The organism is Methylocystis sp. (genome assembly GCF_051062815.1).
Taxonomy (GTDB): domain Bacteria; phylum Pseudomonadota; class Alphaproteobacteria; order Rhizobiales; family Beijerinckiaceae; genus Methylocystis.
Window position 1 is genome coordinate 35587 of sequence record NZ_JBPFDU010000093.1, and the last position, 20015, is coordinate 55601.

22 protein-coding genes are annotated in these 20015 nt (G+C 63.4%); 12 read left to right on the forward strand and 10 right to left on the reverse strand.

Features of this window, described 5'->3' with window-relative positions:
* Nucleotides 1-14 precede the first annotated feature (14 nt).
* Nucleotides 15-155: a hypothetical protein gene (locus tag ACR65W_RS19400; protein WP_434499183.1), complete on the reverse strand. Its 141-nt coding sequence runs from the start codon at nucleotides 153-155 to the stop codon at nucleotides 15-17.
* A 264-nt stretch (nucleotides 156-419) separates the two neighbouring features.
* On the opposite strand from ACR65W_RS19400, the gene ACR65W_RS19405 reads away from it, so the two are divergent.
* Genes ACR65W_RS19405 through ACR65W_RS19415 form a run of 3 tightly spaced genes read left to right on the forward strand, consistent with a single transcriptional unit; the run spans nucleotide 420 to nucleotide 2100 of the window.
* Nucleotides 420-872, forward strand: coding sequence for an RNA polymerase subunit sigma-24 (locus ACR65W_RS19405; protein WP_434499184.1), 453 nt, complete (start codon nucleotides 420-422; stop codon nucleotides 870-872).
* Entirely contained in the window at nucleotides 869-1309 is a 441-nt protein-coding gene (locus tag ACR65W_RS19410; RefSeq protein WP_434499185.1) for a hypothetical protein, read from the forward strand. Before ACR65W_RS19405 ends, ACR65W_RS19410 begins: the two co-directional genes overlap by 4 nt.
* Before the next feature lie 2 nt (nucleotides 1310-1311).
* Nucleotides 1312-2100 carry an ImmA/IrrE family metallo-endopeptidase gene (locus tag ACR65W_RS19415; protein ID WP_434499186.1) on the forward strand — a complete coding sequence of 263 codons (789 nt, stop codon included), beginning with the start codon at nucleotides 1312-1314 and terminating at the stop codon, nucleotides 2098-2100.
* A 484-nt stretch (nucleotides 2101-2584) separates the two neighbouring features.
* Here the strand turns inward: ACR65W_RS19415 and ACR65W_RS19420 are convergent, their stop codons facing one another.
* The 6 genes from ACR65W_RS19420 to ACR65W_RS19445 form a co-directional block, all read right to left on the reverse strand.
* The gene (locus tag ACR65W_RS19420; RefSeq protein ID WP_434499187.1) at nucleotides 2585-4630 is read right to left on the reverse strand and encodes a M3 family metallopeptidase; all 2046 of its coding nucleotides are present in this window, start codon (nucleotides 4628-4630) and stop codon (nucleotides 2585-2587) included.
* 46 nt (nucleotides 4631-4676) lie between these two features.
* Entirely contained in the window at nucleotides 4677-5960 is a 1284-nt protein-coding gene (locus ACR65W_RS19425) for a M16 family metallopeptidase (protein ID WP_434499188.1), read from the reverse strand.
* Nucleotides 5961-6047: 87 nt separating this feature from the next.
* On the reverse strand, nucleotides 6048-7373 hold the full coding sequence (locus ACR65W_RS19430) for a M16 family metallopeptidase (RefSeq protein ID WP_434499189.1): 1326 nt from the start codon (nucleotides 7371-7373) through the stop codon (nucleotides 6048-6050).
* A gap of 63 nt (nucleotides 7374-7436) precedes the next feature.
* Nucleotides 7437-8153 (reverse strand): hypothetical protein, encoded by a 717-nt coding sequence (locus ACR65W_RS19435; RefSeq protein WP_434499190.1) that lies wholly within the window; start codon nucleotides 8151-8153, stop codon nucleotides 7437-7439.
* Between the two features lie 101 nt (nucleotides 8154-8254).
* Complete coding sequence (gene lspA / locus ACR65W_RS19440) at nucleotides 8255-8764, reverse strand: signal peptidase II (protein WP_434499191.1); 510 nt, start codon at nucleotides 8762-8764, stop codon at nucleotides 8255-8257.
* Between the two features lie 85 nt (nucleotides 8765-8849).
* On the reverse strand, nucleotides 8850-9071 hold the full coding sequence (locus tag ACR65W_RS19445; protein WP_434499192.1) for a hypothetical protein: 222 nt from the start codon (nucleotides 9069-9071) through the stop codon (nucleotides 8850-8852).
* Between the two features lie 211 nt (nucleotides 9072-9282).
* On the opposite strand from ACR65W_RS19445, the gene groES reads away from it, so the two are divergent.
* The gene (groES, locus tag ACR65W_RS19450; RefSeq protein WP_148043098.1) at nucleotides 9283-9570 is read left to right on the forward strand and encodes a co-chaperone GroES; all 288 of its coding nucleotides are present in this window, start codon (nucleotides 9283-9285) and stop codon (nucleotides 9568-9570) included.
* Between the two features lie 39 nt (nucleotides 9571-9609).
* Complete coding sequence (gene groL, locus ACR65W_RS19455; protein ID WP_434499193.1) at nucleotides 9610-11247, forward strand: chaperonin GroEL; 1638 nt, start codon at nucleotides 9610-9612, stop codon at nucleotides 11245-11247.
* Between the two features lie 89 nt (nucleotides 11248-11336).
* Here the strand turns inward: groL and ACR65W_RS19460 are convergent, their stop codons facing one another.
* Entirely contained in the window at nucleotides 11337-11840 is a 504-nt protein-coding gene (locus ACR65W_RS19460) for a ferritin-like domain-containing protein (RefSeq protein WP_434499194.1), read from the reverse strand.
* 266 nt (nucleotides 11841-12106) lie between these two features.
* Between ACR65W_RS19460 and ACR65W_RS19465 the strand changes: the two genes are divergently transcribed.
* The 4 genes from ACR65W_RS19465 to ACR65W_RS19480 all read left to right on the forward strand — a co-directional run bounded on the left by ACR65W_RS19465 (nucleotide 12107) and on the right by ACR65W_RS19480 (nucleotide 15345).
* Complete coding sequence (locus ACR65W_RS19465) at nucleotides 12107-12253, forward strand: aa3-type cytochrome c oxidase subunit IV (protein WP_123176927.1); 147 nt, start codon at nucleotides 12107-12109, stop codon at nucleotides 12251-12253.
* Between the two features lie 72 nt (nucleotides 12254-12325).
* A complete protein-coding gene (locus tag ACR65W_RS19470; RefSeq protein WP_434499195.1) occupies nucleotides 12326-13453 on the forward strand; it encodes a Re/Si-specific NAD(P)(+) transhydrogenase subunit alpha in 1128 nt (375 codons plus the stop codon).
* A 37-nt stretch (nucleotides 13454-13490) separates the two neighbouring features.
* The gene (locus tag ACR65W_RS19475) at nucleotides 13491-13943 is read left to right on the forward strand and encodes an NAD(P) transhydrogenase subunit alpha (protein WP_123176929.1); all 453 of its coding nucleotides are present in this window, start codon (nucleotides 13491-13493) and stop codon (nucleotides 13941-13943) included.
* Between the two features lie 4 nt (nucleotides 13944-13947).
* The gene (locus ACR65W_RS19480; protein WP_196399460.1) at nucleotides 13948-15345 is read left to right on the forward strand and encodes an NAD(P)(+) transhydrogenase (Re/Si-specific) subunit beta; all 1398 of its coding nucleotides are present in this window, start codon (nucleotides 13948-13950) and stop codon (nucleotides 15343-15345) included.
* Nucleotides 15346-15454: 109 nt separating this feature from the next.
* Here the strand turns inward: ACR65W_RS19480 and ACR65W_RS19485 are convergent, their stop codons facing one another.
* Together ACR65W_RS19485 and ACR65W_RS19490 are read right to left on the reverse strand one after the other, a co-directional pair.
* Nucleotides 15455-18058 (reverse strand): TonB-dependent receptor, encoded by a 2604-nt coding sequence (locus ACR65W_RS19485; protein WP_434499196.1) that lies wholly within the window; start codon nucleotides 18056-18058, stop codon nucleotides 15455-15457.
* A gap of 73 nt (nucleotides 18059-18131) precedes the next feature.
* Nucleotides 18132-18506, reverse strand: a complete 375-nt coding sequence (locus ACR65W_RS19490; protein WP_434499197.1) for a hypothetical protein — start codon at nucleotides 18504-18506, stop codon at nucleotides 18132-18134.
* A 125-nt stretch (nucleotides 18507-18631) separates the two neighbouring features.
* Between ACR65W_RS19490 and ACR65W_RS19495 the strand changes: the two genes are divergently transcribed.
* The 3 genes from ACR65W_RS19495 to ACR65W_RS19505 all read left to right on the forward strand — a co-directional run.
* On the forward strand, nucleotides 18632-19060 hold the full coding sequence (locus ACR65W_RS19495) for a DUF2946 family protein (protein WP_434499198.1): 429 nt from the start codon (nucleotides 18632-18634) through the stop codon (nucleotides 19058-19060).
* A gap of 152 nt (nucleotides 19061-19212) precedes the next feature.
* Nucleotides 19213-19857 (forward strand): MotA/TolQ/ExbB proton channel family protein, encoded by a 645-nt coding sequence (locus tag ACR65W_RS19500; RefSeq protein WP_434499199.1) that lies wholly within the window; start codon nucleotides 19213-19215, stop codon nucleotides 19855-19857.
* The coding region (locus tag ACR65W_RS19505; protein WP_434499200.1) for a biopolymer transporter ExbD at nucleotides 19857-20015 on the forward strand (159 nt) is incomplete at its 3' end. The genes ACR65W_RS19500 and ACR65W_RS19505, both read left to right, overlap by 1 nt.

The following is a 20015-nucleotide window of genomic DNA, read 5'->3' on the forward strand; positions in this document are numbered from 1 at the left end:
ATTCTATCCCAGACTTACGTGACGTTCAGGGAGGTATCCACCAGCCAAGTCGAGCCGAGGTAGTGCCACCAAGCGCCGAGCCCCTTGATAGCATTGAACAGCTCATCATATTTCTGACCTGGCTGCCTAAGGTCATAGTTGATTGCGTAGATCACTGCTTTTCTCCTCGACGTTCCGGCGAATTCCGGCGGCGTCCATACCTACCTATGCGGACGAAAGCGTCGCCGCGGACATGTGCGGCAAAATTGTCCGCGTGCGCTATTCCTTCCGCATAGGTCCTCGAAGGGGAACGGGCTGAATTGAACGCGAGTGAGAATCCCGTCGTTCGGACTCGAGACGAGATCGCGGACGCGATCCGTTCCTTGACGCCTGCTCAATCAGCGCGCTTGCGTGCCGTTGCCGACCATTACGCCTACGCCATGCCGGCCGACGACTTGCTACAGGAAGCGTTCGTTCGGGCGCTCGCCGATGATCGCCGCTGCCCAACTCATATCGCCGTCGTTCGTTTCCTCGCTGGGGTTATGAGCAGCATCGCGAATGGAGAATATGAGAAGGTGAAGGGCCGCCCTTCATTGGTCCCCCTAGCTTGTCACGGCGACCCGCAAGACGGCGCCGTCGATCCGCTAGACCCTGGTATCGGCCCGGAGGATTGGCTTGCGCGGGAACAACACGCAGCCGAACGCCGCAAAGAAATCCTCGCCTTGTTTGATGATGATCCGCAGACGCGTGACATCATTGAAGGGCGAATGGCTGGAATGAATGCCGACGAACTTCGAGAACTCACAGGACTCGATGCAGTTGGCTATGACAGTAAGTTGAGACTGATCCGCAGGAGGATCGTTAAAAAGTTCCCAAAGGGGTGGAGGTCATGACCGGAGACAAGAGAAAGGAGCGTAGCGCCCTCGACCGGCTATCAGACCTCTTGGTCGAAGATATCCTCAATGCTTCGGATGAGGACATTCTCACGGAGCTAAGGGAAAGGAATATCGACGCGGCCCAGAACGCCGCCGCCATTCGCACCCTCTTCGAAACGAGCGTCATTGCCATGAATAAGCAGCGTCTTGCTGCAGCACGTGCTGGCGTTGGTGCCGACCGTCGCGCGCGTGAACAAGCGTCGTCCCGGCCTGTCGACATAGAGGAAGCACGCCGCTTGCTTCGTGGCGTCCTTGATGCTTCCTCTAAGGGTAAGCCATTGACGTTGGCTGCTCGGAAGGAGGCCGAGCTTTCGGACGCTGATGTCCTTACAATGCTTGATAATTTGCGTGAGCTCGGAGTTCTGCCGCCAATTGACGAAGGCAAGGACGCATAACCGTGGCTCATCTTTCCCTAGCCGAGCGTCTCCTCCAAGAGCTAGGGATAACCGAGCCCAACGAGATCGACCTTGAGGCGATTGCGTATCACGTCGGCGCGCACGTCCGGTACCAATCGCTCGACGGGTGCGAGGCCCGGATTATCGGCCACGGCGATCAAGCCATTATTACGGTAAACTCGCGAAGCTCATACCGTCGTAACCGATTTTCGATTGCCCATGAGCTTGGTCATTGGCGTCATCATCGTGGACGGTGCCTGGTTTGTCGAGCGACTGAAGTCGGGGGCCGCGAGGCGATGTCTCCCGAGCGAGTGGCGGACGATTACGCCGCCGATCTCCTTCTGCCTAATTATCTCTTCAAACCTATCGCCCGACAGCATCCAAAGCTGGATTTTGCCAGTGTGAAAGCGATTGCAGATTTATTTGAGGCTAGCCAGACAAGCACGGCTATTCGATTGGTCGAAGCCGACCACGCTGCAGCCCTCCTCATTTGCCACGGGTTCCGCGGCAGAAAATGGTTTGTTCGCTCTCCGAGCGTTCCGAGCCGCTGGTTCCCGCGCGATAATCTAGACCCCGATGGTTTTGCATTTGGCATCCTTCACGGCGGGAAGTCAGATGATGCTTTTCCTCGCCGGATAGGCGCGTCAGCGTGGTTCGACCACTGGGAGGCCTCACGCTACGACGTGTTCGAGCAGAGCTTTCGAACGGCAGAGGATGAGGTCTTAACGCTTGTGCTCATCCGCGATGATAGAATGCTTGAGGAAAAAGAGACGAGGCGAGGCTGGCGATAGAAATCGCGCGGCGCTATGGCGAGCGCAAGCCATCCCAACTGCGCACCCCATCAGACGGCCGCCGGCTTGCCCACCAACGGTCACCAGCAGATCGCCGGCGCCAAGAGCCGCTTCGCGCCGCGCTGACAATCCTCCATCGTCACCGCGGCGATGCGGCCGTTGTGCTCCTCGGGGAAGCTCGGCGCGAATCCATCGAGCTGCAGATTGGCGAGCCGGCTCGCGATCTTCGTCTAGGTGTCGAAGCGCAGCGCATAGGAGCCGTTAAGTAACTGTCGGTCCTCTATTGTCTCTAAGGTCCGAAAAGGGCGGTCGCTGCCGTGGGATTGGAGAAGGGCTTCCTCATCCTGAGGAGCGTGCGCAGCACGCGTCTCGAAGGACGGGAAGCCCGTTTTCGCGTATTTTTCCTCACCCTCGCCCTTCGAGACGCCGCCTGCGGCGGCTCCTCAGGATGAGGGTGAGGAAAACAATTCTCTCGACGGCTCGTCTACCCCGCCGGCTCTGCAAATCCTCGCTGCCGTAGCAGCGGCTCCACCGTCGGCATGCGTCCGCGGAAGGCCACATAGGCGTCCGCCGCGTCCTGCTTGCCGCCGGCCGCGTAGATATGATCGCGCAGGCGCTGCGCGACCTCGGGCGCGAAGGGGTCGCCCGTCTCCTTGAAGGCCTCGAAAGCGTCGGCGTCGAGCACTTCGGCCCAGAGATAGCTGTAATAGCCCGCCGAATAACCGTCGCCGGAGAAGATATGCGAGAAATGCGGCAGGCGGTGCCGCATGATGATTTCCGGCGGCATGGAAATCCGCGCGAGGCTGTCCGTCTCGAAGGCGCCGGCGTCGAAATCCGGCGCGACGCTTTGCGCGTGAATGTCGAGATCGACATGGGCCGAGGCGCAGAACTCGACCGTCGCGAAGCCCTGATTGAAATGGCGCGCGGCGGTGATGCGCGCGACGAGATCGTCGGGAATGGGCGCGCCCGTCTCGGCATGAAGCGCGAATTTCTTCAGCACCGCCGGCTCCAGCAGCCAGTGCTCGTAAAGCTGCGAAGGCAGTTCGACGAAATCGCGCGCGACATTGGTGCCCGCGACCGAAGGATAGGTCACGTCCGACAACATGCCATGCAAGCCATGGCCGAACTCGTGGAACAGCGTGCGGGCGTCGTCGAGGCTGAGCAGCGTCGGCGCGCCATCGGCGCCTTTGGTGAAATTCATCACATTGACGATGATCGGCCGGGTTTCCCCAAAGAGCTTGTGCTGCGCGCGGAAGTCCGACATCCAAGCGCCGCCGCGCTTCGACGGCCGCGAAAAATAATCGGCAAGGAACAGCGCGACATGCTTGCCGTCGCTGTCCAGCACATCAAAGGCGCGCACATCCGGATGGTAAAGCGGCAGCCCCTTCTGCGCGACGAAGCGGAGGCCGAAGAGTTTTTGCGCGACGTCGAACGCCGCGGCGATCATGTTGTCGAGCTGGAAATAGGGACGCAGCGCGGCCTGATCGAGATCGTAGCGCTTCGCGCGCACGCGCTCGGCGTAATAGCGCCTGTCATGCGCCGCGACGGTGAAATTCGCGCCCTCTTCTTCGACCATCGCCTGGATCTGCGCGCGCTCCTCGGCGGCGCGCGTCAGCGCCGGCGCCCAGACGCGACCGATCAATTCGCGCACGGCGGCCGGCGTCTTCGCCATGGAGTCGTCGAGTTTGAAGGCGGCGAAACTGTCGAAGCCGAGCAGCTTCGCGCGCTCTTCGCGCAAGTGCAGGATTTCGCGGATGAGCGGGCGGTTGTCGGTCGCGCCCGCATTCTCGCCGCGGCTCGCCCAGGCGCGAAACACCGTCTCACGCAGATCGCGCCGCGTCGAGCTTTGCAGAAAGACTTCAGCGCTGGAGCGCGACAGCGTCACGCCATATTTGCCGGGCGATCCACGCTCCGCCGCGATGCGCGCGGCGCCGGCGCGAAAGTCCGGCGAGAGGCCGTCGAGATCGCTTTCGTCGAGCAGCAGCAGCCATGATGATTCATCGGCCAGCACATTCTGCGAAAACTGCGTCGAGAGGCCCGCCAGCCGCTCGAGGATCGTCTTGAGACGCGCCTTGTCGGCGTCGTTCAGCTTCGCGCCGGCGCGCACGAAGTTCTTATAGGTCAGCTCGAGAACGCGCCGCTGCTCCGGCGTCAAATCAATCGCCCCGCGCGTCTCGTAAAGCGCCTCGATCCGGCGAAACAGCGCGGGATTCATGGAGATGTCGCTGGAGTGACGCGAAAACGCGCCCGCCATATCGCGCTCGATTTCCTGCAACTCGGGCGTCGTGTCGGTGGCGGCGAGATTCCAGAAGACCGCCCCGACGTCGGTGAGAAGTCGCCCCGCCCGCTCCAGCGCGCCGATGACATTGTCGAAGGTCGGCGGCGACGGGTCGTTGGCGATGCCGTCGATTTCCGCCTTGTGCTCGGCGAAGGCCGTTTCAAACGCCTCGCGGAAATGCGCGGGCTGGATCGTGTTGAAAGGCGGCAGGCGGAACGGGCCGCTCCAGGCCATAAGGAGAGGGTTATCCATGACAGTCTCTTAGCAAAATGCCGACCAGCGGCGGCGTGGCCGGCCGCTACACCCCCGCCGGCTTCCCCGCCACCGTCACCAGCAGATCGCCGTCGCCGAGCAGCCGCTTCGCGCCGCGCTGACAATCCTCCATTGTCACCGCAATGATCTTGCCATTGCGCTCGTCAAGGAAACTCGGCTCGAAACCATCGAGCTGCAGATTGACGAGCTGGCTCGCGATCTTCGTCGAGGTGTCGAAGCGCAGCGCATAGGAGCCGGTGAGGAATTTCTTCGCCTTGTCCAATTCATCCTCGGTCGGACCCTCGGCGACGAAATTTCTGAACTCTTCCTGGATGACGCCGATCGCTTCGCCGGCGCGTTCGTTCTTGGTCGCGGCGGCGCCGATCAGCATCGGGCAATGGTCATATTCATTGAGATGCGAATAGACCGAATAGGCCATGCCGCGCTTCTCGCGCACCTCGCGGAACAGCCGCGACGTGAAAGTGCCGCCGCCCAGAATGTGATTGGCGACGACGACGGCGTAATAGTCGGGATCGTGCTTGGTGATCGACGGGCGCCCGAAGCGGATCGTCGATTGCGGCACGTCAAGTTCGACGATCTGGCGCATGCCGACATTGGCGACTGCGATCTCCGGGACGGGCGCGAGATCATTTTGCAGCGCCAGCCCGCCGAACGTCGCGTCGAGGAGTTCCGAGAGCCGCGTCGCGTCGATCGCGCCAACGACGCCGATCTTGAGATCGCGTCTCGCGAAGAGCCGCTCGCGCAGAGCGATGAGGTCTTCGCGCGAGAGCGTATCGATCGACGCGAGATCGCCGCGCACCGGGCGCCCATAGGGATGGTTCGGGAAGGCCGCTTCGCGGAAGGCTTTCGACGCCATCGAGTCCGGGTCATTGGCTTCGCGCTTCAATTCCGCGGCGAGCTGGCTGCGCACGCGCGCAACGTCGCCGGCCTCGAGCCGCGCGTCGTTGAGCGCAAGTTTTAAGAGGCCGAAGGCCTTGTCGACATTGCGCGAGAGCGTCTGCAGATGGCCCGAGATCGCGTCGCGATCGGCGCCGAAGCCGACGTGGATCGCGAGATCGTCGATGGCGCGATGGAAGCCGCGCGCGTCATAGGGGCCGGCGCCTTCGTCGAGCGTCGACGCGAGCAGCGTCGCCAGTCCGGGCTTTTCGCAAGGGTCCTGCGACGCGCCGCCGCGGATCGCGAATTCGAGCGCGACGAGCGGCACGGCGTGGCTCTCCACGAGCCAGGCCTCAAGGCCGGCCGGCGTCGTGATCCGCTGCACATGTTCGGCGCGGGAGGCGATGGTGACGATGGGCGCGTGAGCGGTCATTTCAGTTCCTAACGGAGGTCGGCGGTAGGTCTTGGGCGGTCGAGTCAGGCGTCGGCTTTACGCCGACAACCTGACGCGATCTCCGTCTCAGGCCGGAAGCAGAAAGCCCGTAACGGCCCTGCGCTTGTCGAGCCATTTGCGCGCGGCGTTTTGCACGTCCTCGGCCGTCACCTTCTCCATGCGCTCGGGCCAGGCGACGACGTCGTCGATGGTGAGGCCGGTGGCCAGCGCCTCGCCATACCAGCGGGCAAGCGAGACCTGGCTATCCTGCGCGTAGACGGCGTCGGCGATCAGCCGGGTCTTGGCGCGCTGCAAATGCTCCGCGTCGATCGGCTCTTCTGCGAAGCGTCGCAGCACGCGATCGATCGCGACGTCGAGGTCCTGGAGCGAAACGTCCGGCGCGGGCGTCGCATAGACCCAAAGCCGCGTGTCGTCGACGGCGGAGCCCATGTAATACGCGCCGGCGCCGACCGCGACCTGCTCCTCGACGACCAGCGCGTCATAGAGCGCGCTCGTTGGTCCGCCGCCGAGCATATAAGCGAGCGTCTCCAGCGCCTCGGCTTCGCCGGGCTGCGCCGTGCTGTAGGACGGCACGAGATAGACCTGCTCATGCGCCGGCTGCTCGACCTTCTCATCGCGCAGCGTCACCAGACGATGGGCGCGGTGCGGCGGCTCCTGGGCGCGGGCGCGCCGCGGCGGCGCGGCCTGCGCGGGAACTTTGCCGTAGGTGTCCTTGGCGAGACGCTCGACCTCGTCAGCCTCGACGTCGCCGGCGACGATCAGGATGGCGTTTTCCGGCGTATAGAAGCGTTGATAATAGGCGAGCGCGTGCTGCCGATCGAGCCCCTCGATCTCGTGATTCCAGCCGATGATCGGGATGCCGTAGGGATGATGGGCGAAGAGCGCCGCCTGTACGGCTTCGTCGAGCTGCGCCGAGGGATCGCTGTCGGTGCGCATGCGGCGCTCCTCAAGCACCACGTCGCGTTCCGGATCGACGACCTCGTCGGTCAGAACCAGATTGCGCATGCGATCGGCCTCGAACGCCATCAGCGTGGCGAGATGCTCCTTGCCGATGCGCTGGAAATAGGCCGTGTAATCGTAGCTGGTGAAGGCGTTCTCCTGGCCGCCGAGTTCCGCGACAAGATTCGAGAACTCGCCCTGCGGATGATCCGCCGTGCCTTTGAACATCAGATGTTCAAGAAAATGCGCGATGCCGGACTGGCCGAGCGGATCGTCGGCGGCGCCGTTTTTGTACCAGACCATATGCGTGACGACAGGCGTTCGCGCGTCGGGGATGACGACGACTTCCATGCCGTTGTCGAGCGTGAAGCTCGTAATGCTCGCGCGCGCAGGCCCCGGCGCGGCTGCCCCAGGCGCAAGCGAAACGGCTGACGCCTTCGTCTCAAATGACATGAACGGCCTTTCCCGCGGCGGCTGCCGCGTCTCGGAGAGTGTCTCTCCTATATAGGCCGGAATTTAATTCTTGTCGTTGTCCGAGCTACCGCGCAGGAATTGTGGCATCACGGCCCTGAAGTTGGAGAGCATATCGCCGCCTCGCGTGTCCGGGGCGGCGGAGCTGTAGGAGCCGGTTGTTTTGGCCCCGCCGCCTCGCATGTCCGGGGCGGCGGGGTTGGCGCCCGAGGCGTTGGCGGCGGAATTGTGCGCGCCGCCGCGTCCCCAGGTCAATGGATTCCACCAGGAGCTCTTCTTGGCGGCTTCGGTCTCGCGGAGATTGTTGAGGTCCTGCGTCGGCCGGCGGTAGCCAGGCGGCGGCTCCGTCAGCATGATGCGGCTCGGCTCCTCGATGGCGGGCGCGGGCGGTGGACCGCCTGATCCAAAGGAAAGCACCCGCGCAAACACCCCCGGGCGCGGCGTCTCCGGCGGCGCGTTCGGCACCCGGGCGTAGCGGTTGACGTTACGGCGCCGCTCGGCGGAGAGTTCGGTTGGCCAATCGCCCGACCGGGCGCCCCGCTCGCGCGGCGGCGGGAGGTCGCCGGCGCTCGGCGGCAAAACGAGCTTGGGCCGTTCGCTATAATCGATTTTGCCGACGCCCTCGTCCGAAGACGCGCCGACCATCTCCATCATCGCCGACCATGTCGATTTGTCATCGCCGGCCAGAGCTGGCGCGGCCTGGACCGCCGCGAGCCCGGCGAGAGCGTAGAGGGCGCAGCGCTGCGACTGAGCAAGCTTCATCTGTCGGACTCCGTTCCGGCTCCGGTTGTATGCGGCTACATGGACGCGACTTATTGGCGATTTAGTGGCGAAGACCGGGCCTCAGCTCAACCAGAGCGCGTTCAGGTCTCGGCGCGCCGCTCCTGCGGCAGGAAGAACCCCTCAATGACCAGCAGCGCCACGCCCGCCGTAATGAAGACATCGGCGAGATTAAACACGTAGTTCGCGAGAGGTCCGACGGGCAGGCTGGTGTGCAGATAGAAGAAGTCGGCGACCGCCCCCCGTGTGATGCGGTCGGCGGCGTTGCCGAGCGCGCCGCCGATGATCAGCCCGAGCGCCACGGCCGTCGCGCGGCTTTCCGTGCGCACCATCCAGATCGCCAGTCCAGCGATGATCGCGCCCTGCATCGTCAACAGCGCGAGGCGGGTCAAGGTTTCGTGGGCGGGAAACAGCGAATAGGAGACGCCGTAGTTCCAGGACAGAACGATGTCGAGGAACGGCGCAAGGCTCATCGGCGGCCGAGCGGCGACGTCAAATATATGCAACATCCAGAATTTATGCGCCTGATCGAACGCCAGAGCGGCGAGCGCCGCGGCAAGGCCCAGTGCGCGGGGGGAAAGTCTGTCAGACAAGCGTAATCTCCATGACGCCATCGCAGCATTAAGCCGGATCAATGCGAAAAAGAAGCCGCTCCCCACTCATGCGTCGATCAGGCGATCACTGGGCGACGATCATCGGTCCGGCCGGCTCGGGCCAGTTGATCCGGTAATTGAGGCCGGAGCGGATAAGATGGGTCGCGCTGGCGCTTGACGCGGCGAAATTCGCGGGAAACCCATCCAGAACGGAGCCGCCGAAGGCGTTGATCCGATAGCTCTCTGCACCGAATTCGATTGCCCGGGCAAACGGACGGTTCGACGCGGCGCCCGACCCGTCGTTCATCTAATGGCTAAGATCAATCTTTAGGCTGCGCTGTAGCTGCGCCGCAGCAGAACCGAAAATTCTACGCCTGTCCCCAACTTGACAGCGATTGGCCTCGCCCATATCTGTGTGGCGCCTGCTGGCACTCATCTGACGCGAGTGCCAGCGGGCCTTCGCATATCCCTTTTTGACGGGGTCGAACCCCGTCAGGTCAGAAAAGGAAAGATTCACAATGACGTTCCGTCCCCTCCACGACCGCGTCGTGGTCAAGCGACTCGAAGGCGAGGAAAAAACCAAAGGCGGCATCATCATTCCGGACACCGCGAAAGAGAAGCCGCAAGAGGGCAAGGTGGTTTCCGTCGGCCCCGGCGCTCGCGACGAAAACGGCAAGCTGAACCCGCTGGACGTCAAGTCCGGCGACCGCGTGCTCTTCGGCAAATGGTCCGGCACCGAAGTCAAGATCGACGGCGACGACCTGCTCATCATGAAGGAAAGCGACATCCTCGGCATCGTCGACTGACTCGACGCCGTTCGCTTCCAACCCCCAGGAGAATTGTAAATGGCTGCAAAAGACGTCCGTTTCTCCACTGACGCCCGTGACCGCATTCTGCGCGGCGTCGAAATCCTCAACAACGCCGTCAAGGTGACGCTCGGTCCCAAGGGCCGCAACGTCGTCATTGAAAAGTCCTTCGGCGCGCCGCGCATTAGCAAGGACGGCGTCACCGTCGCCAAGGAAATCGAACTTGCCGACAGGTTCGAAAATCTCGGCGCCCAGCTCGTCCGCGAAGTCGCCTCCAAACAGAACGACATCGCTGGCGACGGCACGACGACGGCGACGGTTCTCGCCGCTTCGATCGCCCGCGAAGGCTCCAAGGCGGTCGCCGCTGGACTCAACCCGATGGATCTGAAGCGCGGCGTCGATCTCGCCGTGGAAGCCATCGTCGCCGATCTCAAGCTGCATTCGAAGAAAGTCACCTCCAACGACGAGATCGCGCAGGTCGGCACGATTTCGGCGAATGGCGACAGCTTCATCGGCGAAGAAATCGCCAAGGCGATGCAGAAGGTCGGCAATGAAGGCGTGATCACGGTCGAGGAGGCGAAGAGCCTCGAGACCGAGACCGACATCGTCGAAGGCATGCAGTTCGATCGCGGCTATCTCTCGCCCTATTTCATCACCAACGCCGAGAAGATGATCGCCGAGCTCGACGATCCCTACATCCTCATCCACGAGAAGAAGCTGTCGACGCTGCAGCCGCTGCTGCCGATCCTCGAAGCGGTGGTGCAGACCGGCAAGCCGCTGCTCATCGTCGCCGAGGACATCGAAGGCGAAGCGCTGGCGACCCTCGTCGTCAACAAGCTGCGCGGCGGCCTGAAGATCGCCGCCGTCAAGGCGCCCGGGTTCGGCGATCGCCGCAAGGCGATGCTCGAAGACATCGCCATTCTCACCGGCGGCGAGTTGATCGCCGAGGACCTCGGCATCAAGCTCGAGAACGTCACGCTCGCCATGCTCGGCCGCGCCAAGCGCGTGCGCATCGAGAAGGAGAACACGACGATCATCGACGGCGCCGGCGAGAAGAAGGACATCGAGGCGCGCATCTCCCAGATCAAGGGACAGATCGAGGAGACCACCTCGGACTATGACCGCGAAAAGCTGCAGGAACGTCTGGCGAAGCTCGCCGGCGGCGTCGCGGTGATCCGCGTCGGCGGCGCGACCGAGGTCGAAGTGAAGGAAAAGAAGGATCGCGTTGATGACGCCCTCAACGCCACCCGCGCGGCGGTCGAGGAAGGCGTGTCGCCCGGCGGCGGCGTGGCGCTGCTGCGCGCCATCAAGGCGCTCGACGGCGTCAAGGTCGGCAATCCCGACCAGCAGACCGGCGTCGATATCGTCCGCAAGGCGATTCAAGCGCCGGCGCGCCAGATCGTCGACAACGCCGGCGGCGACGGCGCCGTGGTCGTCGGCAAGCTGCTCGAAGCGACCGAATATGGCTACGGCTTCGACGCGCAGAAGGGCGAGTATGGCGATCTGATGAAGCTCGGCATCATCGACCCGACCAAGGTCGTGCGCACCGCGCTGCAGGACGCCGCTTCGATCGCCGGTCTGATCATCACCACCGAGGCGACGATCACCGAAGCGCCGAAGAAGGAAGGCCCGCCGGCCATGCCGGGCGGCGGCGGCATGGGCGGCATGGACTTCTAAAGTCCGCGCGCTCCGCAACCAAAACAAAGCCCCGGACCAACGTCCGGGGCTTTTTTTTGCGGCGCGTCGTGTGGACTGCGTCAGTCCCCTCAGGCGGCCTTGCGGTTGATCCGCCCTTCGGCGAGCGACGAGAGTTTTTTATCGGCGTTCTTTTCTTCGGCGAGCGTCTCCGACAGAAGCTGCGCGCAGTCCTCGCGGCCAAGTTCCTTCGCCCAGGCGATCAGCGTGCCATAGCGCGTGATTTCATAATGCTCGACGGCCTGAGCGCTCGCGATCAGCGCGGCGTCCAGCACTTCATTGTCGGCGGTTTCGCCGGAGATTTCGTCGGCCTCTTCGAGGATGCCGTCGATCGCCGGGCAGTTGACGCCCTTGGGCGCCACGCCCTGCAGCTCAAACACTTTCTCGAGCCGGCGCACCTGCCTTTCCGTCTCGCCGAGGTGCTGCTCGAAGGCTTCCCTCAGCTGCGGATCGGAGGCCTTTTCGACCATGTCGGGCAGCGCTTTCAGGATCTGGTTTTCAGCATAGTAGACGTCGCGCAGCGTGTGCACGAACAGATCGTCGATCGTCTTGATGTCTTTGGAAAAGAGACCCATCGTCCCGCTCCGGTTTTGCGATGTGGGGGGAAGCCCGCCGGCCGCAGGCGTGCATTGGAACGCCGCCGAGGCGCGAATGTTCCTCCATGCGCGCGCAGAAGCGCGCCTGAGCTCCCGAAGGGGCCGCGTTCGGGTTCGCTTGCCCTGCGCGTCGGGGCGCCGCAGCCTTCCGGAGCTTCAGGCCGTTGCCCTATCGCTTCCGCTCGTTTAGCATCAGCTCCGCACGCGGGGTCTCGCGCGCGTCAGCAAGAATCGGGAGGAACGAAATGGCGAGCTTGCGCACGCCGGCGGAGTCGAACGGCGACTGGGCCGAGCATGTAAGGACCTACAACACGTTCTTGTTGCTGCTGAAGATCGGCGCGGCAAGCACAGCGATCCTGCTGCTCCTGCTGTATTTCTTCGTCGCGCGCTAGGTTCAGAGCCTCCGCTTCTTACCGCTGTCGGCGACGCTGGCGGCGACGGTTTTTCCACAACCGGAGTTCGTTATGCGCATCGCCGTATTGGCTGAAACGGATAAATCCGAGCCGCGCGTCGCGGCCACGCCCGAGACCGTCAAGAAATTCATCGGGCTGGGCGCCGACGTCGTGGTCGAGGCCCGCGCGGGCGCCGCCGCTGGCTTCTCCGACAGCGACTACGCCGCCGCCGGCGCGACGATCGCCGATAACGCGGCGGCGGCGCTGACGGGAGCCGACGTCGCGCTGCGCGTGCGCCGTCCCTCGGCGGCGGAGCTTCCCGGCGCAAAATCCAATCTCGCGGTGATCGCGATCATGGATCCATTTGGCGCGGGAGCTGCGCTTGCCGATCTCGCCAAGAGCGGCGCGATCGCCTTCGCCATGGAGCTCATGCCGCGCATCACGCGGGCGCAAACCATGGACGTGCTGTCGTCCCAGGCCAATCTCGCCGGCTATCGCGCCGTCATTGACGCGATGGCCGAATATGGCCGCTCGTTTCCGATGATGATGACCGCCGCCGGCACCGTTCCGGCGGCGAGAGTTTTTATCATGGGCGTCGGCGTCGCCGGTCTGCAGGCGATCGCCACGGCGCGGCGCATGGGCGCGATCGTCACCGCCACCGACGTGCGGCCGGCGACGAAGGAGCAGGTCGAATCGCTTGGCGCCAAATTCCTCGCCGTCGAGAACGAGGAATTCCAGCAGGCGCAGACGGCGGGCGGCTACGCCAAGGAGATGTCGCCTGAATATCAAAAGGCGCAGGCCGAACTCGTCGCTTCGCACATCGCCAAGCAGGACATCGTCATCACCACGGCGCTGATTCCCGGCCGACCCGCGCCCAAGCTCATCTCGGCGGAGATGGTGCGCTCCATGCGGCCCGGTTCGGTCATCGTCGATCTTGCGGCCGAGCGCGGCGGCAACTGCGAATTGACCAAGCCGGGCGAAACCGCGGTCGTCGATGGCGTGAAGATCTTAGGGGCGCTCAACCTCGCCGGCCGCATGGCGTCGACGGCGTCGAGCCTCTACGCCAAAAATCTGCTGGCCTTTGTCGAAACGCTCGTCTCGAAGGACACCAAGCAGCTCGCCATCAATTGGGAAGACGAACTGGTGAAGGCGACCGCGCTGACCCGCGACGGCGCCGTCGTCGACGAGCGTTTTAAATAGCCGCCTGCGCGCGTATCAAACTAAGGGGCGTTAAGCGATGACCGACTCTACGCAACAATTGCTCGAGAAGGCGCAGGCGGCGGCGGAGGCCGCCCGCCATCTGGCCGAACAGGCGCAACACTATTCGGACGAACTCGCGCATACCGCCGCCGCGGCGGCGGCGCACGGACTCGCCGGCGGCGCGATTGATCCTTTCGTCTTCCGCGTGGCGATCTTCGCCATGGCGGTCTTCGTCGGCTATTACGTCGTCTGGTCGGTGACGCCGGCGCTGCATACGCCACTGATGTCGGTGACCAACGCGATTTCCTCCGTCATCATCGTCGGCGCGCTGCTCGCGGCGGGCGTCGAAGGCATGACCGCCGCCGAGGCTTCGGGCTCCTGGTGGGCGAACGCGTTCGGCTTCGTCGCGGTCATTCTCGCCAGCGTGAACATCTTCGGCGGCTTCCTCGTCACCGAACGCATGCTCTCCATGTACAAGAAGAAGGGCTGACGCCATGAGCGCCAATATCGCAGCCCTTCTCTATCTCGTCGCCGGCGTGCTGTTCATCTTCGCGCTGCGCGGCCTCTCTTCGCCCGCCACCTCTCGCGAGGGCAATCGCTACGGCATGATCGGCATGGCGATCGCCGTGGCGACGACGCTGCTGACGCATTTCCCCTCATTCGGCGGCCTGCTGATGATCGTGATCGGCGTCGCCATCGGCGGCGGCGCGGGCGCTTTCATCGCCCAGCGCGTTCCAATGACGAAGATGCCCGAACTTGTCGCGGGCTTCCACGCGCTGGTCGGCCTGGCGGCGGTGCTTGTCGCGGCCGGCGCTTTTTTCGCGCCGCGCGCCTTCGGCATCGGCGACGCGAATGAGATTCACGCCGGCAGCCTCGTCGAAATGTCGCTGGGCGCGGCCATCGGCGCGATCACCTTCACTGGATCGATCATCGCCTTCCTGAAGCTGTCCGAGCGCATGACCGGCAAGCCGATCCTGCTGCCGGAACGCCATACCATCAACATCATGCTTGGCGTCTCCCTGCTGGCGTTGACGGCGCTCTTCGTCGGCACGCAGAGCGGCGTATGGCTGTTTCTGCTGATTCTCGCCTCCTTCGCGCTGGGCGTGACGCTGATCATTCCGATCGGCGGCGCCGACATGCCGGTGGTCGTCTCCATGCTCAACTCCTATTCGGGCTGGGCGGCGGCGGGCATCGGCTTCACGCTGGGCAATCTCGCGCTGATCATCACCGGCGCGCTTGTCGGCTCGTCGGGCGCGATCCTCTCCTACATCATGTGCAAGGGGATGAACCGCAGCTTCATCTCCGTCATTCTCGGCGGCTTCGGCGGCGAGGTGGCGGGGCCTGCCGGCGGCAAGGAGACGCGCAACGTCAAGCAGGGTTCGGCGGAAGACGCCGCCTACATCATGCAGAACGCCGGCAAGATCATCATCGTGCCGGGCTATGGCATGGCGGTCGCGCAGGCGCAGCATGCGCTCCGCGAGATGGCCGACATACTCAAGAAAGAAGGCGTCGACATCAAATACGCCATCCATCCGGTCGCCGGCCGCATGCCGGGCCATATGAATGTGCTGCTCGCCGAGGCCAACGTGCCCTATGACGAAGTGTTCGAGCTCGAGGACATCAACTCCGAATTCGGACAGGCGGACGTCGCCTTCGTCATCGGCGCCAACGACGTGACCAACCCCGCCGCCAAGACCGACAAGACCTCGGCGATCTACGGCATGCCGATTCTCGATGTCGAGAAGGCGAAGACGGTTCTGTTCCTGAAACGCGGCATGGGTTCGGGCTACGCCGGCGTCGAGAACGAATTGTTCTTCCGGCCCAATACGATGATGCTGTTTGGCGACGCCAAGAAGACCGTCGAATCGATCGTCAAGTCGCTGGCGCATTAAGCTTCTTCATCATCGCCAAAACAAAACGCCCGGGAGTTTGCTCCCGGGCGTTTTTGCATGGTCGCCGCACGTGAAGGCGCGCGCGGATCATTCCGCTCGATCGCGCACCCTATTCAAAATTCCACGCGACCGGCTGGAACCAAGAGCCGAAGTCCGGCCAGCCGCCTTCGTTGCCGGTGTAGAACAAGCCCGGCTCGCCCTTGGTCTCGCCGAACTGATAGCGGCCGGCGACATAGAAGGTTCTTTGCGGGAACGGATGGAACAGGAAGTATCTATAGTTGCCGATGTTATCGACGCCGAAATCGGCGGAGAATCGATCGTTCCATTTGTAATGGATCTTGGTGTCGACGACGAAGAACGGATCAAAGGCGAAATAGATCCCATAGGCGCGGTCATTGTTCGCCAAGGTGCGCCACAGCTTGCTCTGATAGCGGCCGGCGAGCGTGAACGCCCAGTGATCGTCGGGCCGATAGGTGAAAGCGAGCGTTCCGCGCCATTCGGGAACGTTCGGGACATTCTTGCCGGCGACGGACGTCGCCCAGGGGAACTCGAAATTCGACCTGTTCGGCGCCCAGGTCGGGTCGGAGATGACCCGCGCATTGAGCCAGGTGGCGCTGCCGAGCACCTCGAGCCCCCTGAAGCCGAAGTTGTCCTTCTGAAACGCCACTTCGATGCCGCTGTTGCGAATGCGCTGGACGTTCGTCGGCGTTTGCACCAGCTGCGCGGCTGACCCAGGCACGGAGACCAGCTGGTTGATGATGGCGTCGCGCACTTCTTCGTCGAAGAATGAGATGCGCGCGGCTCCGTCCCGTCCGAGCTTGCGCTCGATCATCAGCTCTTTGCTGAGCGCCGACTCGGGACGCAGATTCGGATTTGGGTTGGTCGCGACGCCATTAACGCCGACGGTCGCGAGGTTGTAGAGCTCGCGCACAGTGGGGAAGCGGTTCGCCATGCCGATCGAACCGACGGCGCGCCAATCGTCGTCGAACTTGTATTCGAGCGATCCTTTTGGCGAGAAACGGGTGCTGTAGAGATTGGGCTGGTAGATCGGCAGCCATGAGAGTGTCGAGCCCGTCAGCGCGGTCCCGAAATTGTTGACGCCCGCCGCCTGATTGTAGCCGTTCGACGCTGTCCAATGCTCGCCGCGAAGACCGGCCGTGAACTTCAGATCAGGCGTGATGAAGAAGGCGTCCTGGAACCAGAGCGCCTGCGTGCGCGTCGTGCCCTGAGCAATCGTGATCGCCGCGCCTGTGCTTGCATCGGTCCCGGCGGTCCAATTTGTCGTCAGCCAGACCGGGTTGTTCAGGTGAAACTGATCGCCATGCATGCCGAAGGAGATGTCGTGGCCCTGCAGGAGTCCTTCTGGCGGCCGCACGATGCCTTTGGCGTCGAAGAGCGTCCAATAAGTGCCTGTGAAGACCGTATCGCGGCCGGTCTGCGTGTAGCCGCCGAAGGGGACCGCCGCGGACCAGGGCGAGATCTGATCCGACTGCAAATAAGTGAAATTGGAGGCCGAAACTTCGAAGTCGAACGGACCGCCGCTATTGGAGCGCACCGCAGCGGCGTTGACCATGATCTTTTCCTGGACCCGATAACGACCATTTGTCGCGAAGCTCTGCAGGTTGGCGTTGCTGAGGGCGCGCCCCCCTGTCGTCACGCCCCAGAAGGGGCTATTGCCCGCAGTAAGGTAGTTCTCGGGATAAGACTGGCCGTCGTTGGACCAGAAGCCGAAGGTGTAAGTTCCGCGGATCGTGTTGGTGAAGTCATAGGCGAATTTGAGTTTCGCATTGACCTGATCGTTGGCGAGATTGCCGGTCGAGCCGATGACATTGGCGAAGGTGGTGCCATAGACGTTCGTCGCCAGATAGCCCCCGGGGTAAAAATTCGGCGTCGTGACATAGGTGAGCGGCTGCTGCGATCCGCGCTGCCAATTGCCGGAGACCGTCCAGAGAAAGTCGCCGATCTTATCGCCGATAAAGAAGCTCGAGACATTATTGACGAAGCCTCGCGACGTTCCCCACTGGGAGAAATCCTGGATCGTGGTGGTGTTCCTGACCGAGACTTCGAGCTTTTCGGGCATGCGCGTCGTGATCTTCAACACGCCGCCCATCGAGTTGCCGGGGTATTGCGCCGCGAAAGGTCCGTAAAGGAAATCGACGCGTTCGATTTCCTCAGGCGCGACGAGGCCCCAGCGCGGGGCGCCGATCGTATTGTCATTGCCGATGAGCGCCGTCAGCAGCAGATCGTCGGCATAAACGAGACTGCGCGCCGAGGAGGAGACGCCCCAGGTACGCGTCTGCAAAACCGCCTGCGTGTCGCCGCTGTTGCGTTTGCGCACGAAAAGGCTCGGCATGTATCTGACCGCGTCTTCCGTATCGACGATGTTGATCTGGCGATTGATCTGCTGGCGCGTCACGCTCGCGACCGTATTGGGCAATTGCCATTTTTGAACGAAGGCGGGCTTGCCGTCGGGAAGCGTCGCCGCCCAGATCGATGGGGGCGATGGCGCTGGGCCCGGGCTCGGAGCGACATTTGTGCCGGTCGCAGGGCCTGCAACGCGTTGAGTTCCACGCTGAACGCCGCGGCGCTGGCCGCCGACGTCGATGGTCGGCAGCGATTGCTGCGCGGCGGCAGGGGCGGCCCAAAATTCGGAAAGCGCAAGGACGGTGAGAGCGCCGACCGAAACGCCGCGCAAGAGCGAGTAACGAGACATGAGATGCTTCCTTCTGGCGCCGAGCAAGGCGGCGCAACTGACCTGAACGGCTTTCGCCGTGGCGTTCGGCAGATCAGGTGAAGGAAGGAGGTCCGCGGGTCGGGGCGCTACGTTTTGGCCGTGACAGGACCAGCGCCTCGGCTGGCGGCGCCCGCGGCGCGAGATTGTATTCCACGCCACGGATCGCAAAAACGGCGTCCGCCGGCGGCAATGTGCTCCAGCCGATTTGGCAGAGCGCGCAAGAGCACCCGTCGCGATCCGTGTTGTCGAGAGGCGCTTGATCCGAATCGCCCTGCGCCGCAGGCGACGTGTTCGCCAGCAAATGGCACTTGGCGATCGGCGCGTTCGGCGCGTCAACGGATCTCGACGCCAGCGCATCGCAAGGCGAAGCGAGCCTCGCGATGAGCGCAAAGAAAATAAGGAGCGACGCGAGTCGGCGGATGCGCATGAGATCTCTGCAAGTCCGGCGCACATTAACTGTAGCGGCGCGGCGCATGCAGATGAACCGGTAAACCGAGACTTTCCAAGCCTGCGCGCGTTGTCAAAGGTTAAAAAATCAACTAAGAGACATTTATGTCACAGTTGCGCGCCATGCGTCGGGAATTCCGTGCGACACTCGCCGTCGCGGCCGTTTGCGCGCTGATGCTCTCGCTTCTTCTGTCAGGCGCGACGCGGCCCGCGCACGCATTCGCGGACCTAGGCGGAATCGCCTGCGATCATGCCGCTTATGTCGCAGGCCTGCACGGAACCGCCGCGCAGAAGGGAAGTTCGACGCAACGCGACGGCTCGCCAACGCATTCTACGCGCAGCTGTCCGGACTGTTGCCTGAACGCCCATGCAGGCCACGCCGTTCTTCCAGAGCGCCTGATTTCTGTCGCACGGCCCAACGCCGAACGAGCGGCTCCGATCCAGCCGAGCGCGGTCGCCGCGCAGCCGCCCGAGAGTTTCGCCGCGAACGGCGCGAATGGCGCGCGCGCTCCACCCTCGATTCATATTTCCTGAATTGCGTTAGGCTCCAGGGCGCGCCGCGCCGGAGTCTGATTGCGGGCTTTCGCCGCTTTGTGGCCTCTCGTCTCGCGAAGACATAACAAACAAAAACTGACGCTTCGCCTGCGCGGTCGCCGCAAGCGCGTCCTAAAAACGAGTGAGTGAAAATGGATTACAACACGCTTTCCCCTCTCGCCATGTTCCTCAACGCCGGTCCTGTCGGAAAGGCCGTCATGGCGCTGCTGCTGGTCGCGTCGATCTGGACGTGGGTTCTCATCGTCGAAGGCGTGGTGGCCGTCACCCGCATCACCAAATCCGCGCGCTCGGCGCGTCGGGGCGGAGACGTTGGCGTTCTCGCGCCCGTCGCCGAAGCGGGCCGGGAAGCTTTTGCGCTCGATCTGCCGGATGAAACGATCGGCGACAAGCGCGCCCGCATCGCCGACCATATGAGCCGCGCGGCGCGCGAGTTCCTGACCAAGGCGGAAGGCGGCCTACCGAATCTCGCCGTCATCTCGTCGGTCGCGCCCTTCGTCGGCCTGTTCGGCACGGTGTGGGGCATCATGACGAGCTTCGCCAGCATCGCTCAGTCGCAGGACACGAGCCTCGCGGTCGTCGCGCCCGGCATCGCCGAGGCGCTTGCGGCCACGGCCTACGGACTTGCCGCCGCCATCCCCGCGTCGGTCGGCTACAACCGCATCGGTGCCGCCTTCGCGCGCGTCGGCCAGCAGGTCGCGCATTACATCGAAGACGAGGCTCTCCTGATGTGCAGCGGCCATCAGTCGCGTCCGCGTCGCGATCGGGAGGCTGCATAATGGGCATGCCCTCACGCCAGCGCCAGAGCGCAACCGAAGGCCTTTATCAGCCGCTCGCCGATATCAATGTGACGCCGCTCGTCGACGTCATGCTGGTGCTGCTGATCATTTTCATGATCACGGCGCCATTGCTCGCCAAGGGCGTCAAGGTGAACTTG

Bases quoted from the DNA above. Each gene is read 5' to 3' on its own strand.
- ACR65W_RS19475 (WP_123176929.1), top strand. From the start codon at position 13,491: ATGACCGACTCTACGCAACAATTGCTCGAGAAGGCGCAGGCGGCGGCG.
- ACR65W_RS19480 (WP_196399460.1), top strand. From the start codon at position 13,948: ATGAGCGCCAATATCGCAGCCCTTCTCTATCTCGTCGCCGGCGTGCTG.
- ACR65W_RS19420 (WP_434499187.1), bottom strand. From the start codon at position 4,630: ATGGATAACCCTCTCCTTATGGCCTGGAGCGGCCCGTTCCGCCTGCCG.
- ACR65W_RS19485 (WP_434499196.1), bottom strand. From the start codon at position 18,058: ATGTCTCGTTACTCGCTCTTGCGCGGCGTTTCGGTCGGCGCTCTCACC.
- ACR65W_RS19470 (WP_434499195.1), top strand. From the start codon at position 12,326: ATGCGCATCGCCGTATTGGCTGAAACGGATAAATCCGAGCCGCGCGTC.
- ACR65W_RS19495 (WP_434499198.1), top strand. From the start codon at position 18,632: ATGTCACAGTTGCGCGCCATGCGTCGGGAATTCCGTGCGACACTCGCC.
- ACR65W_RS19490 (WP_434499197.1), bottom strand. From the start codon at position 18,506: ATGCGCATCCGCCGACTCGCGTCGCTCCTTATTTTCTTTGCGCTCATC.
- ACR65W_RS19435 (WP_434499190.1), bottom strand. From the start codon at position 8,153: ATGAAGCTTGCTCAGTCGCAGCGCTGCGCCCTCTACGCTCTCGCCGGG.
- groL (WP_434499193.1), top strand. From the start codon at position 9,610: ATGGCTGCAAAAGACGTCCGTTTCTCCACTGACGCCCGTGACCGCATT.
- ACR65W_RS19465 (WP_123176927.1), top strand. From the start codon at position 12,107: ATGGCGAGCTTGCGCACGCCGGCGGAGTCGAACGGCGACTGGGCCGAG.
- ACR65W_RS19460 (WP_434499194.1), bottom strand. From the start codon at position 11,840: ATGGGTCTCTTTTCCAAAGACATCAAGACGATCGACGATCTGTTCGTG.
- ACR65W_RS19425 (WP_434499188.1), bottom strand. From the start codon at position 5,960: ATGACCGCTCACGCGCCCATCGTCACCATCGCCTCCCGCGCCGAACAT.
- groES (WP_148043098.1), top strand. From the start codon at position 9,283: ATGACGTTCCGTCCCCTCCACGACCGCGTCGTGGTCAAGCGACTCGAA.
- ACR65W_RS19430 (WP_434499189.1), bottom strand. From the start codon at position 7,373: ATGTCATTTGAGACGAAGGCGTCAGCCGTTTCGCTTGCGCCTGGGGCA.
- ACR65W_RS19410 (WP_434499185.1), top strand. From the start codon at position 869: ATGACCGGAGACAAGAGAAAGGAGCGTAGCGCCCTCGACCGGCTATCA.
- ACR65W_RS19445 (WP_434499192.1), bottom strand. From the start codon at position 9,071: ATGAACGACGGGTCGGGCGCCGCGTCGAACCGTCCGTTTGCCCGGGCA.
- ACR65W_RS19500 (WP_434499199.1), top strand. From the start codon at position 19,213: ATGGATTACAACACGCTTTCCCCTCTCGCCATGTTCCTCAACGCCGGT.
- ACR65W_RS19405 (WP_434499184.1), top strand. From the start codon at position 420: ATGCCGGCCGACGACTTGCTACAGGAAGCGTTCGTTCGGGCGCTCGCC.